The sequence below is a fragment of the Cedecea sp. AS113 genome, assembly GCF_037152415.1.
In the GTDB taxonomy this organism is placed as follows: Bacteria; Pseudomonadota; Gammaproteobacteria; order Enterobacterales; family Enterobacteriaceae; genus Cedecea.
In genome coordinates this window covers 72,895-85,825 of the sequence record NZ_JBBCMI010000004.1, presented here as the reverse complement: position 1 = coordinate 85,825, position 12,931 = coordinate 72,895, and the positions used below count along the sequence as shown (strand labels likewise).

12 protein-coding genes are annotated in these 12,931 nt (G+C 54.8%); 9 read left to right on the top strand and 3 right to left on the bottom strand.

From position 1 onward, the window contains the following. Nucleotides 1–99: 99 nt before the first annotated feature. Nucleotides 100–444, top strand: a complete 345-nt coding sequence (locus WFN87_RS06255; protein ID WP_008454054.1) for a RidA family protein — start codon at nt 100–102, stop codon at nt 442–444. 21 nt (nt 445–465) lie between these two features. Here WFN87_RS06255 and WFN87_RS06250 read toward each other — a convergent pair whose 3' ends face one another. Next, complete coding sequence (locus tag WFN87_RS06250) at nt 466–666, bottom strand: YoaH family protein (RefSeq protein WP_008454053.1); 201 nt, start codon at nt 664–666, stop codon at nt 466–468. Between the two features lie 62 nt (nt 667–728). Here WFN87_RS06250 and pabB point away from each other — a divergent pair, with 62 nt between their 5' ends. From pabB to sdaA, 3 genes are all read left to right on the top strand, one after another. Continuing rightward, nucleotides 729–2,096 (top strand): aminodeoxychorismate synthase component 1, encoded by a 1,368-nt coding sequence (pabB, locus tag WFN87_RS06245; RefSeq protein WP_336982365.1) that lies wholly within the window; start codon nt 729–731, stop codon nt 2,094–2,096. A 3-nt stretch (nt 2,097–2,099) separates the two neighbouring features. Then, the gene (locus tag WFN87_RS06240; RefSeq protein ID WP_321219762.1) at nt 2,100–2,696 is read left to right on the top strand and encodes a CoA pyrophosphatase; all 597 of its coding nucleotides are present in this window, start codon (nt 2,100–2,102) and stop codon (nt 2,694–2,696) included. Between the two features lie 183 nt (nt 2,697–2,879). After that, nucleotides 2,880–4,244: an L-serine ammonia-lyase gene (gene sdaA / locus WFN87_RS06235; protein WP_166991884.1), complete on the top strand. Its 1,365-nt coding sequence runs from the start codon at nt 2,880–2,882 to the stop codon at nt 4,242–4,244. Between the two features lie 142 nt (nt 4,245–4,386). Here the strand turns inward: sdaA and WFN87_RS06230 are convergent, their stop codons facing one another. After that, nucleotides 4,387–5,247 (bottom strand): LysR family transcriptional regulator, encoded by an 861-nt coding sequence (locus tag WFN87_RS06230; protein WP_336982366.1) that lies wholly within the window; start codon nt 5,245–5,247, stop codon nt 4,387–4,389. Between the two features lie 94 nt (nt 5,248–5,341). Here WFN87_RS06230 and WFN87_RS06225 point away from each other — a divergent pair, with 94 nt between their 5' ends. Together WFN87_RS06225 and WFN87_RS06220 are read left to right on the top strand one after the other, a co-directional pair. Further along, a complete protein-coding gene (locus WFN87_RS06225; protein WP_336982367.1) occupies nt 5,342–6,355 on the top strand; it encodes a nitrilase family protein in 1,014 nt (337 codons plus the stop codon). 200 nt (nt 6,356–6,555) lie between these two features. Beyond that, nucleotides 6,556–8,154, top strand: coding sequence for an EAL domain-containing protein (locus WFN87_RS06220; protein ID WP_336982368.1), 1,599 nt, complete (start codon nt 6,556–6,558; stop codon nt 8,152–8,154). 1 nt (nt 8,155) lies between these two features. Here the strand turns inward: WFN87_RS06220 and yoaE are convergent, their stop codons facing one another. Continuing rightward, nucleotides 8,156–9,718, bottom strand: a complete 1,563-nt coding sequence (yoaE, locus tag WFN87_RS06215) for a CNNM family cation transport protein YoaE (protein ID WP_008454039.1) — start codon at nt 9,716–9,718, stop codon at nt 8,156–8,158. Between the two features lie 474 nt (nt 9,719–10,192). Between yoaE and manX the strand changes: the two genes are divergently transcribed. From manX to WFN87_RS06200, 3 genes are all read left to right on the top strand, one after another. After that, nucleotides 10,193–11,158: a PTS mannose transporter subunit IIAB gene (gene manX, locus WFN87_RS06210; protein ID WP_008454037.1), complete on the top strand. Its 966-nt coding sequence runs from the start codon at nt 10,193–10,195 to the stop codon at nt 11,156–11,158. A gap of 63 nt (nt 11,159–11,221) precedes the next feature. Then, the gene (locus tag WFN87_RS06205; protein WP_008454035.1) at nt 11,222–12,022 is read left to right on the top strand and encodes a PTS mannose/fructose/sorbose transporter subunit IIC; all 801 of its coding nucleotides are present in this window, start codon (nt 11,222–11,224) and stop codon (nt 12,020–12,022) included. 12 nt (nt 12,023–12,034) lie between these two features. Beyond that, nucleotides 12,035–12,886, top strand: coding sequence for a PTS mannose transporter subunit IID (locus WFN87_RS06200; RefSeq protein WP_008454033.1), 852 nt, complete (start codon nt 12,035–12,037; stop codon nt 12,884–12,886). Nucleotides 12,887–12,931: the final 45 nt, after the last annotated feature.

Sequence of the window (12,931 nt, the reverse complement as noted above, 5' to 3'; positions counted from 1 at the left end):
ATGTCAGCCCCGGCGAGGTTTATCCAGCCAGGCGGTGGCACCGGGCGGCGGATTGTGGCAGTCTGTGCCGCACATATCGTTTGTTGTTAAGGAGTTGCCATGAGTATTGCGCGTATTAAACCTGAAGCCCGCTGGTCTGATGCGGTTATCCATAACCAGACCGTGTACTACACCGGCGTCCCGGAAAACCTGGATGCTGACGCCTACCAGCAGACGGCAAATACCCTGCAGCAAATCGACACCCTGCTGGCCGAACTCGGCAGCGACAAGACCCGCATTCTGGATGCAACGATTTTCCTGCCGGATGGCGAAGATTTTGCGGCGATGAATAGAGCGTGGGATGAGTGGGTTGTGGCGGGTAAAGCGCCGGTACGCTGCACCGTACAAGCTAAGTTGATGAACCCGCGCTACAAAGTGGAAATCAAAATCATCGCGGCGGTGTAACGCTAAGTCGCTAAGGCCCGGCTAGTCCTGCGGGTCTTCTTCTTCGCCGTCTTCATCTTCAAAGCGTACGGCGACGTTACCCCCGGTATGCGAGGCACGAATCTCACTGGCTACGAGGGCGATGGCTTCGCCGCTGCTCATGCCGTCGGCCATCAGTTCGTGAATACGCTCGACGGCCTGCTGCTGCTGCTCGTGGCTAAGCGCCGGTAATCCTGAAATCATGTTTAAGTCCTGTTACAGTGCTGAAGTCGCTATTTTACTCTGCTCCTGACGATGCTACCAAGATGAATGTTACAACCTCCCCCGTTTTTCGCGAACTCAGCTGGCAGGCCGATGCCGTTCAGCACTATTTCCGCTCGGTTTCCACTCAGCCCTGGGCCATGCTGCTTCACTCTGGCTTTGCCGACCATCCGCATAACCGTTTTGATATTATGGTTGCCAGCCCGCTTGCAACGCTGGTCACACGCGGCCAGGAAACCGTGATTGAACGCCACGGGCTTTCATCACAACACAACGAATGCCCGCTTGAACTGTTACAGCAAACGCTGGACAGCTGTGGCCTTGCCACCACGCCCACTAGCGATATTCCGTTCTGCGGCGGCGCGCTGGGGCTATTTAGCTACGATCTGGGCCGCCGCTTTGAGAAAATCCCCTCGACGGCAGAACAGGATTTAACCACGCCGGATATGGCCGTCGGCATTTATGACTGGGCGCTGATTGCAGACCATCATCTGCAGCGTCTGACGCTGGTTTGCAGGGGAGACATTGAAGCTCGTCTGGCCTGGCTGAATGCACTCTCGCCCCGGCAAAATGTTCAGCCTTTCCGGCTGACCAGCCAGTGGCAGTCCAATATGTCCCGCGATACGTACGGCGAGAAGTTCCGCCAGATCCAGGCTTATCTCAGTAGCGGAGACTGCTACCAGGTTAACCTGGCTCAGCGGTTCCACGCCCGCTATGAAGGGGATGAATGGCAGGCTTTCGAAACGCTGAATCAGGCGAACCGCGCGCCGTTCAGCGCTTTTCTGCGGCTGCCGGACAGCTGTATTCTTAGCCTTTCCCCGGAGCGGTTTGTTCTGCTCGAAGACAAGCAGATTCAAACCCGCCCGATTAAAGGCACGCTGCCTCGTCTTGCCGATCCGCAGGCCGACGCAGCGCAAGCTGAACGCCTGGCGAACTCGCCAAAAGATCGCGCTGAAAATCTGATGATTGTTGATTTGCTGCGCAACGACATTGGCCGCGTTGCGGTGCCGGGCAGCGTCAAAGTGCCAGAGCTGTTTGTGGTGGAGCCTTTCCCTGCGGTGCATCACCTGGTGAGCACGATTACCGCCAGGCTGCCTGAGACGCTTAGCGCCTGCGATCTCCTGCGCGCCACCTTCCCCGGAGGTTCAATCACCGGTGCCCCCAAAGTGCGGGCAATGGAAATTATTGAAGAGCTTGAGCCTCAACGGCGTAACGCATGGTGTGGCAGTATCGGCTACATTAGCTTCTGCGGAAAAATGGATACCAGCATCACCATCCGTACGCTCACTGCCGAAGGCGGGAAATTATATTGCTCTGCCGGCGGCGGGATCGTTGCCGACAGTCACGAGGCGGCGGAATATCAGGAAACTTTTGATAAAGTTAATCGTATCCTGCCCTTACTGGAGAATTAATGCATGCCTGGTTCGTCCCTGACGCTGAATGACTTCCTTACCCGGTTTCAACTGTTACGCCCGGCGGACAGCGGGCCGGTCAGCAACAAACGTCAGGCGGCGGTGCTGGTACCCATTGTGCGGCGCCCTCAGCCGGGGCTTTTACTCACCCAGCGCTCGCTGATGCTGCGCAAACATGCAGGCCAGGTGGCCTTCCCCGGTGGAGCGGTAGACGACACCGACAGTTCGCTGATAGCCGCCGCGTTGCGGGAAGCCCAGGAAGAAGTCGCCATTCCACCAGAATCCGTCGAGGTTATCGGCACGCTCCCGCCGGTGGACAGCGTGACGGGTTTCCAGGTCACGCCGATTGTCGGCATCATTCCCCCTGATTTGCCCTGGCGCGCCAGTGAAGATGAAGTTTCTGCGGTATTTGAAATGCCGCTCGCCGAGGCGCTGAGGCTTGGGCGCTACCATCCGTTAGATATCCATCGCCGCGGCAACGCGCATCGCGTCTGGCTTTCCTGGTATCAACGCTATTTTGTCTGGGGGATGACGGCGGGGATTATTCGCGAACTCTCTTTACAGGTAGATAGCGATCCAGGCGACACTTTAAAACGCTGAAAATGGCTATATTTAAGCAACAGAAAGACCATAAATCATCTGCTATTAGGTGATTTATGGTTAAGCATTAGTTTAATTCATGTGAATAGTTTCCTGGTGGAACCAATAAATTTTTAAACTAGCGCTTAGCCATTTCAAAGCATCATGTTCCATGAAACAGGGTGCTATCAGAGGAGTTTTAGAGTGATTAGCATATTCGACATGTTCAAAGTCGGCATCGGGCCTTCCAGCTCCCATACCGTCGGGCCAATGAAGGCCGGGAAACAGTTTGTCGACGCACTGATCGAACAGGGACTGCTGGACAGTACCACCCGCATCGCGGTGGACGTTTACGGTTCTCTTTCCCTGACGGGGAAAGGCCACCACACCGATATCGCGATTATTATGGGTCTGGCCGGCAACCAGCCGGATAACGTCGATATCGACGCTATTCCGGCTTTTATTCGCGACGTGGAAACCCGCGGTCGTCTGCTAATTGCTCAGGGTCGTCATGAGGTCGATTTCCCGCAGGATAACGGCATGCGTTTTCGCAGCGACAACCTGCCGCTGCATGAAAACGGCATGCAGATCCACGCCTATAACGGCGACAAAGAGATCTACAGCAAAACCTATTATTCCATCGGCGGCGGCTTCATCGTCGACGAAGAACACTTTGGTAAAGATGCGGCCAGCGAAGTCACCGTGCCTTATCCATTCCATTCCGCACAGGAAATGCTGCAGCACTGCAAGGACACCGGGCTTTCCGTGTCCGGCATGGTAATGCAGAACGAACTGGCGCTGCATAGCCGCGAGGAAATCGAAGAGTACTTCGCCAATATCTGGCAAACCATGCGCGCCTGTATCGATCGCGGGATGAATACCGAAGGCGTGCTGCCTGGCCCGCTGCGCGTGCCGCGTCGTGCCTCTGCCCTGCGCCGGATGCTGGTGTCCAGCGATAAGCTGTCCAACGATCCAATGAACGTGGTTGACTGGGTGAACATGTTTGCCCTGGCGGTGAACGAAGAGAACGCCGCGGGTGGCCGCGTTGTGACCGCGCCAACCAACGGCGCCTGCGGGATCGTGCCTGCGGTGCTGGCCTACTACGACCACTTTATCGAGCCGGTCACGCCGGACACCTGGATTCGCTACTTCCTGGCCTCCGGCGCTATCGGCGTGCTGTACAAAATGAACGCCTCTATTTCTGGCGCTGAAGTAGGCTGCCAGGGTGAAGTCGGCGTTGCCTGTTCGATGGCGGCGGCGGGCCTGGCTGAAATTATGGGCGCAAGCCCGGAACAGGTTTGCGTTGCGGCGGAAATCGGTATGGAACATAACCTCGGCCTGACCTGTGACCCGGTCGCCGGCCAGGTACAGGTGCCATGTATCGAGCGGAATGCGATTGCCTCGGTGAAGGCTATCAACGCCACCCGTATGGCGATGCGTCGTACCAGCGCCCCACGCGTTTCGCTCGATAAGGTCATTGAGACCATGTACGAAACCGGTAAAGACATGAACGCCAAATACCGCGAAACATCGCGAGGCGGGCTGGCTATTAAGGTTCAGTGCGATTAAGCCGTAACCAAGCAACGCGGCTTAAACGCTAAGCCGCGTTCGTTATAAAATGAGCGGGGAGTACCGTAAAGTATTTCCCGCTCACATCGTTTTACTGAGCATCCGCTTGTTCTTTCCCCGACATTCAATATCTAAAATTCAATTAGCCGGTCACTATCTGCAGGAAGCGATCTCGCACAGGATCGTTTAACTGAGCATTCCAGGCTATGCCCGTTTGCCAGGTGGTATGTTCACCTTCAAGTGCCACAAGCCTGACTCCGGCTGGCAGAATATGGCTTACCCCCGCCGGCAGTAATGCCACGCCCTCTCCGGCGGCAACCAGCGCCAGCAAAGTCTGAATATCATCTGCCGCTGAAACGGTGCGGGGAGCGAGATTATTGCCTGAGAGAAAACGCGCTGCCTGTGCCGACAGCCCTTCTCCCCGATTGCGGGATAGCTGCAGCAGTTGGCTCATTTGCAGCAACTCTGTTGCCGCAGCTGTTTCCGCATTAGGCGCCTGAATCACGGCAAGAACCAGCCGCTCTTCCGCCAGGATTCGACTTTCCAGCTGTGCAGGCGCAGGCAATCGCACAAACCCAACCTGAAGACTGCCCTCCATTAGCTGCCGAAACTGTTCTGCAGAGGACATATCATTCAGGGATACCTGCACATCCGGAAACTGGCTGCGAAAAACGGCCACCTGCCGAGGGGCCAACTGGAAGGACGAGATCCCAAAGCCCATGGTCAGTTTCCCCGCCCGCCCTTTCTGAATATCGGCCACTTCGGAACAGAAAAGATCGTGGCGTTCGAGTACCGCAGCAGCGCCCGGGAGCAGCAGCTCTCCTGCCACGGTCAGCCTTGCCCCGTGGCGACCTCGCTGAAATAGCGTGATGCCGGAAAGAAACTCCAGCGTCTGGATCTGTTTGGTCAGTGCAGGTTGCGTGACGCACAGTGTTTCAGCGGCTGAATGATACGACCCTGACTGTGAGAGGGTAACGAAAGCGCGCAGCAGTTTTATATCCATTCCGTCTGGTTATCGTATGGGGCGAAATCGTGATTATACACGCGAACGTGCTCTCTGATGGAATAGCCTCCGAATCGTTAAATAAGGATGAAAAATGGATACCCATATTCGTACTGCCACAGTGCAGTTCTGCCACCGGGCGGGAGATAAACAGTACAATTTATCGGTGATGGAGAAATTTATTATTCAGGCCGCCCAGGAGGAGGTAAAGATTCTGGCCTTCCCTGAAATGTGCATTACCGGATACTGGCATGTGCCGGATCTCAGCCGCCAGGCGCTGAATGCGTTGTCTGAGCGGGCTGACGAGAGCGCATCATTAGCCCGGGTCGCCGCACTTGCAGAAAAATACCAGATGGCTATTGGCGCCGGGTTCATTGAAAAGAGCAGCGACGAACGCCTGTATAATGCCTACGCCATCTGCATGCCGGATGGCACGCGGCATGTGCACAGGAAGCTCCACGCGTTTGAACACCCTGATATTTCCTCCGGCAACAGTTTTACTGTTTTTGACACGCCGTGGGGAGTGCGTGTCGGGGTGCTTATCTGCTGGGATAATAATCTCGTGGAAAATGCGCGCATTACGGCCTTGTTGGGCGCCGATGTTCTTATCGCTCCACACCAGACTGGAGGAACCCATTCGCGAAGTCCCTTCGGCATGAAACCTATTTCCCCCAGCCTCTGGGAAAACAGACATAACGACCCGCAAACGCTGGAGGAAGCCTTGCGCGGGGACAGCGGCCGGGGCTGGCTGATGCGCTGGCTACCTTCTCGCGCGCATGATAATGGCTTTTTCATTCTGTTCAGTAATGGCGTCGGCCTGGATAACGGAGAGGTTCGGACAGGAAATGCCATGGTTATTGATCCCTACGGCAGGATCGTTACCGAAACGGGTTCCTTTGAGGATACGATCGTGTACGCCGACCTCGATCTGGAGTTGCTGCCGATGTCTACCGGCCGCAGGTGGATTCACGGCCGTCGGCCTGAGCTGTATGGTGTCCTGGGCGAATCACAGGGCTACGAGCGAGATGCGAGGACTGCGCGATTTTCTGAAGATGTCCCCGGTTTTGGCGGTGACCATCGAAGCAAGGCCGGGAATAAGGCTGAATAGGTTGCCAGATAAGAGGGAAAAAGGAGACCAATACTCCGCCTCGTAAGAGCTGACGTCAGCGACATGAATAATATAAAACACCGCTTATGCGGTGTTTTTTTATCTTATCTTTTTTTATTTTTTTCGCGCTCTGATATCCCGCTACACTTTGATGATAACGTTACGCCTCATTGCTTGCGGCGAGAAACAGGGAAACAGGGATGCAAACGGCACAGCGGATTATTTCTGACTATCGCCGCAGGCGAGTTATTGTCTGCGCTGTACTCGCCATTTTAGTTTTAATCGTTACGCTTAGCGTCAGATATGCGGTGGAGCGAAATCTTAACGAACAACGCGTCGTCCAGTTTAATCAGCGAATCATTACCACACTCGATACTCTCCTCGCTCCGCTGAATACGGTCAGCGACGATATTATGCAGCTTATCGGGACCTCCTGCGACGACGCCCAATTAAAAATTCGTGAACACGCCGCCAAAATGCAAACGGTACGCGCCATTGGTTTAATCAAAGATGGCGTGCTGTACTGCTCCAGTATTTACGGCAGCCGCAACGTGGATATTCATCAGCTCCATACTCGCCTGCCTTCAGACGAGCCGCTGCTGTTTTTATCCCGCGACAGCTCATTGTTAAAAGGTACACCGGTGCTGATTTTCTGGCGACCGCTGCAGGGGCAGCCACACGATGGCGTCATGCAGATTATTAATATTCAGATGTTAACCAGCCTACTGCTTAAGCCGGAGCATCCCTGGGTAACGCGAGCGGTACTGAACGTCGGCGACGATCATCTTGAATACGGTGCCGGTCTGCTGGGGAAGATAGAAACAAACGGAGATGATGTATCTAAACAGACAGTATCTAAGCTTTACCCTTATTCTATTACTGCCATTGGCCCTTCTGCCGACCAGTTAACGCTGCAAAACTTACCGGCCCAGCTTCCACTGGCTTTATTACTCAGCCTGCTGGTGGGCTATATTGCCTGGCTTGCGACCGCCAACCGAATGAGCTTTTCCTGGGAGATCAACCTCGGCCTCGCCGCCCGGGAATTTGAAGTCTTCTGCCAGCCGCTGGTCAGCGCCCGAAACTTAGAGTGCGTTGGCGTAGAGCTGCTGCTGCGCTGGAATAACCCAAGACAGGGCTGGATTTCGCCTGAAGTGTTTATCCCCCTCGCGGAACAGCAGCAGCAAATTGCGCCACTCACGCGCTTTGTGCTGGATGAAACCGTGCGTCACCTGGAGATCTTCCCCAAAACGCCCGGGTTTCATATCGGCCTTAACGTTGCCCCCAGCCACTTCCACGACGGCGCAATTATTCGAGACCTGAAACGTTATTGGTTCCCGGCCACGCCTAAGCAAAAGTTGACGCTAGAACTCACCGAACGAAATGCCCTGCCCCCAATGGATCACGGCGTCGTTCAGGAGCTACACAGGCTCGGTATCGACCTCGCTATTGATGATTTCGGCACCGGCCACAGCTCGCTGGCTTATCTTGAAACGCTGAATCCCAATGTGCTGAAAATCGATAAATCCTTCACCGCCGCCATCGGGACTGATGCGGTGAACTCGACGGTGACGGACATTATTATCGCCCTTGGGCAAAGGCTGGGGATCGATTTGGTGGCTGAAGGGGTGGAAACGCAAGAGCAGGCAGAATATTTACGTCGTAACGGTGTCGATGTGCTGCAGGGCTTTTTGTACGCCAAACCTATGCCGCTGAGAGATTTCTCTCACTGGCTCGAGGGCAACACGCCGCCGCCCCCTCGCCATGAAGACCGGGCTATCCCGGCCTTCCCTATGCGCTGACTTACTCTTCTTCGTCCTCGTGTGGAGAGCGTTCTTTTTCCACACGAACTAAATCGACGCGATAATCGTTGGCTTCGACTATCTGAATACGCAGCGGCGCGACTTCGATCACGTCCCCGACTTTAGGAATATGACCATTCACCGCAATCACCAGGCCGGCGATAGAAGCAATATCTTCTTCGCTGTGCACCAGGCGATGGATGTCCAGGCGCTGCTGCAGCGCATGCAGGTCCGTTGAGCCTTTCACCAGCCAGCCGTCACCGTCACGAACGATTTCAGGCGTTTCATCCGCATCCGGGAATTCACCGGCAATCGCTTCCAGCACGTCCAGCGGCGTGACCAGGCCCTGCACCACGCCAAATTCGTTGTTAACGATAACGAAGCTGCCGCGAGCACGACGCAGCACGCCAAGCAGGTTGATTGGGTCCAGCGTTTCCGGCACAACAATCGCCGGTGACTGCGCGGCAATCGCCGCCACGTCAACGCCTTCGTCCAGGGCAACCAGCAGCTCTTTCGCTCGTACTACGCCAATAATTTCATCCAGTTCGCCCCGGCACACCGGGAACAAACTGTGCGGAGAGGCAAGCAGCTGTTCGCGGATCTCCGGCACGCTCTTCATCGCATCAACCCACGAAATCTCACCACGCGGTGTCATAATGCTGCGCAATGAGCGCGAAGCCAGCGTCAGCACGCCGTTAATCATATAGCGCTCTTCTTCCGCAAAGGATTCCGCCTCAATTGGCGTCATGGCTTTGCTGTCTTCGCTGCTTTGTACACGTTCCTGACGCTTACCACTCATCATGCGCAGAATCGCATCGGCAGTACGCGCTCGCAGAGGCTGGCGCGACTGATGACGAATAAAGTTACGACGCGCGATCTGGTTAAACAGCTCGATGATGATCGAGAAACCAATGGCCGCGTACAGGTAGCCTTTTGGAATGTGGAAACCAAAGCCTTCTGCCACCAGACTCAAACCAATCATCAACAGGAAGCTCAGGCAGAGCACCACCACCGTCGGGTGTTGGTTAACAAAGTTGGTTAGCGGTTTGGAGGCAAGCAGCATGACGCCCATCGCAATGATGACCGCAGCCATCATCACCGGCAGATGGTTGACCATCCCCACGGCGGTAATCACCGCATCCAGCGAGAAGACGGCATCCAGCACCACAATCTGCAGCACCACCACCCAGAAGCTGGCATAGCCCTTACCGTGGCCGTCATCATGCTGACGGTTTTCAAGGCGTTCGTGCAGTTCCGTGGTCGCTTTAAACAGCAGGAAGATACCGCCCACCAGCATAATCAGGTCACGGCCTGAGAAGGTGAAATCCGCGATGCTGAACAGCGGCGCAGTTAGCGTGACCAGCCACGAAATCAGCGACAGCAGTGCCAGGCGCATAATCAGCGCTAACGACAGGCCAATCAATCGAGCCTTATCCCGCTGCTTAGGCGGAAGCTTATCCGCAAGAATGGCGATAAACACCAGGTTATCAATACCCAGTACGATTTCCAGCACAACAAGCGTGAGTAAACCGGCCCAGATTTGCGGGTCCATTAACAGTTCCATGTCAGACTCCCGTTAAGGGCACAGCAAGTCGGCATTCCGTAGGTTACGGACGCAAAGCGGCTGGTTAATCGTATTTGCGGGCATAAAACGCCGCTGAGAGGGTGGGATTTAGGCATCCCGGCAGTGAAAAGACGTCGGTGACGGTCCATAGGGTGGGCTACTGCCCGCTACTCCTGAAAGTGAATCGGACGCTAACATTATCAAAGTAAACCAGGGCTTGGCAAAGATTTACCTGACTTTGCAATTTTTTTGCAACTTATGCTGACCATATTTTACAGCGTAATGCCATGAAATCACGGCAACGTTAAATTACGGATCTTCATCACATAAATTATTTTTTCACTGTCTAAAATAATTCCGGCAAATGGTTTGTTCTTTCTTGAACGTGTTATCTGAATCGATTCGCTGAAACGATCCCGATACACCACCGCACCCTTCGAGGGGTGTTGTAATGACAAAAACAGGAGGTAGCAAGTGACTATTGCTATTGTCATAGGCACACATGGCTGGGCAGCGGAACAATTGCTGAAAACCGCCGAAATGCTATTAGGCGAACAAGAGAACGTTGGCTGGATAGATTTCGTCCCGGGTGAAAATGCTGAAACCCTGATCGAGAAATATAACGCTCAGCTGGAGAAACTGGACACCAGCAAAGGCGTGCTATTCCTCGTGGATACCTGGGGTGGCAGTCCATTCAATGCGGCAAGCCGTATCGTTGTGGATAAGGAACATTACGAAGTGGTCGCCGGGGTTAATATCCCGATGCTGGTCGAAACCCTGATGTCGCGGGACGACAATCCCACCTTCGACGATCTGGTTGCCCACGCCGTTGAAACGGGCCGCGAAGGCGTGAAAGCGCTGAAAGCTAAGCCGATTGAAAAAGCCGCACCGGCCCCCGTTGCCGCCGCGCCGAAAGCCGCTGCGCCAGCCAAACCGATGGGGCCAAACGATTACATGAACATCGGTCTCGCGCGTATTGATGACCGTTTAATTCATGGCCAGGTCGCCACCCGCTGGACGAAAGAAACCAACGTTACCCGCATTATCGTCGTCAGTGATGAAGTGGCGGCAGACACCGTTCGCAAAACGCTGCTGACCCAGGTCGCACCGCCGGGCGTCACCGCCCACGTGGTGGATGTCGCAAAAATGATCCGCGTTTACAACAACCCCAAATACGCGGGTGAACGCGTCATGCTCCTGTTCACCAACCCAACCGACGTTGAGCGCATTGTTGAGGGTGGCGTAAAAATCACCTCCGTCAACATCGGCGGCATGGCTTTCCGCCAGGGCAAAACCCAGGTTAACAACGCCATTTCCGTAGATGAGAAAGATATTGAGGCCTTCAAAAAACTGAACGACCGCGGTATTGAGCTTGAAGCGCGGAAAGTGTCTACCGATCAAAAACTGAAAATGATGGATCTGATCGCGAAAGTTAAATGATTGTCATCACTAATAATATTGCTCAGATTTCACACATAAGTCATCGTCAATAGGAGAAGTACAATGGAGATTACCACTCTTCAGATTGTGCTGGTGTTTGTCGTAGCCTGTATCGCCGGTATGGAGTCGGTGCTCGATGAATTTCAGTTCCACCGTCCGCTTATCGCCTGTACGTTAATCGGTGCCGTTCTCGGCGACATGAAAACCGGCATCATCATCGGCGGTACGCTGGAAATGATCGCCCTGGGCTGGATGAATATCGGTGCCGCCGTGGCCCCGGATGCCGCCCTCGCCTCAATTATCTCGACCATTCTGGTCATTGCCGGGCACCAAAGCATCGGGGCCGGTATCGCGCTGGCTATTCCACTGGCGGCTGCGGGCCAGGTGCTGACCATTATCGTGCGTACTATTACCGTGGGCTTCCAGCACGCGGCGGATAAGGCGGCCAATAACGGCAACCTGACGGCGCTTTCCTGGATCCACGTCTCTTCCCTGTTCCTGCAGGCAATGCGTATCGCTATTCCAGCGGTTATCGTCGCCATCTCCGTAGGCACCAGTGAAGTTCAGAACATGCTGAACGCCATTCCTGAAGTGGTAACCAGCGGCCTGAACATCGCCGGCGGCATGATTGTGGTGGTCGGTTACGCGATGGTCATCAACATGATGCGCGCGGGCTACCTGATGCCGTTCTTCTACCTCGGTTTCGTTACCGCAGCGTTCACCAACTTCAACCTGGTGGCACTGGGCGTGATTGGCGCAGTGATGGCCATTCTCTACATTCAGCTCAGCCCGAAATATAACCGTAGCGCGGGTGCTCCGGCTCAGGCTGCTGCCGCGAACGATCTTGATAACGAACTGGACTAACAGGTGAGCGAAATGGTTGATTCCACTAAATTAACGACTGAGAAGAAAATCACCCAGAGTGATATCCGTGGCGTATTCCTGCGTTCTAACCTGTTCCAGGGCTCATGGAACTTCGAACGTATGCAGGCGTTAGGCTTCTGCTTCTGTATGGTGCCGGTTATCAAACGCCTGTACCCGGAAAACAACGACGCCCGTCGCCAGGCTATCAAGCGCCATCTGGAATTCTTTAACACCCACCCTTACGTTGCCGCCCCGGTACTTGGCGTCACGCTGGCAATGGAAGAGCAGCGTGCTAACGGCGCTGAAATTGATGACGGTGCGATTAACGGCATCAAAGTTGGCCTGATGGGGCCGCTGGCCGGCGTAGGCGACCCTATCTTCTGGGGTACCGTCCGCCCGGTCTTTGCTGCCCTGGGCGCCGGTATCGCCATGAGCGGTAGCCTGCTTGGCCCGCTGCTGTTCTTTATTCTGTTCAACGCGGTGCGCCTGCTGACCCGCTACTATGGCGTGGCCTATGGCTACCGTAAAGGCGTCGATATCGTTAAGGATATGGGCGGCGGATTCCTGCAAAAACTGACGGAAGGGGCGTCTATTCTCGGCCTCTTTGTCATGGGGGCGTTAGTTAACAAATGGACGCACGTTAACATCCCACTGGTGGTGTCAAAAATTACCGACCAGACTGGGGCCGTTAAAGTGACCACCGTGCAAACGATCCTCGACCAGCTGATGCCGGGCCTGGTACCGCTGCTGCTGACCTTTGCCTGTATGTGGCTGCTACGCAAAAAAGTCAACGCGCTGTGGATCATTATGGGCTTCTTTGTGATCGGCATTGTGGGTTACGCTATTGGCCTGCTGGGTCTGTAATTTGTTCTGACAAACGGGGGCATTCAGCCCCCGTTTTTTTTATCT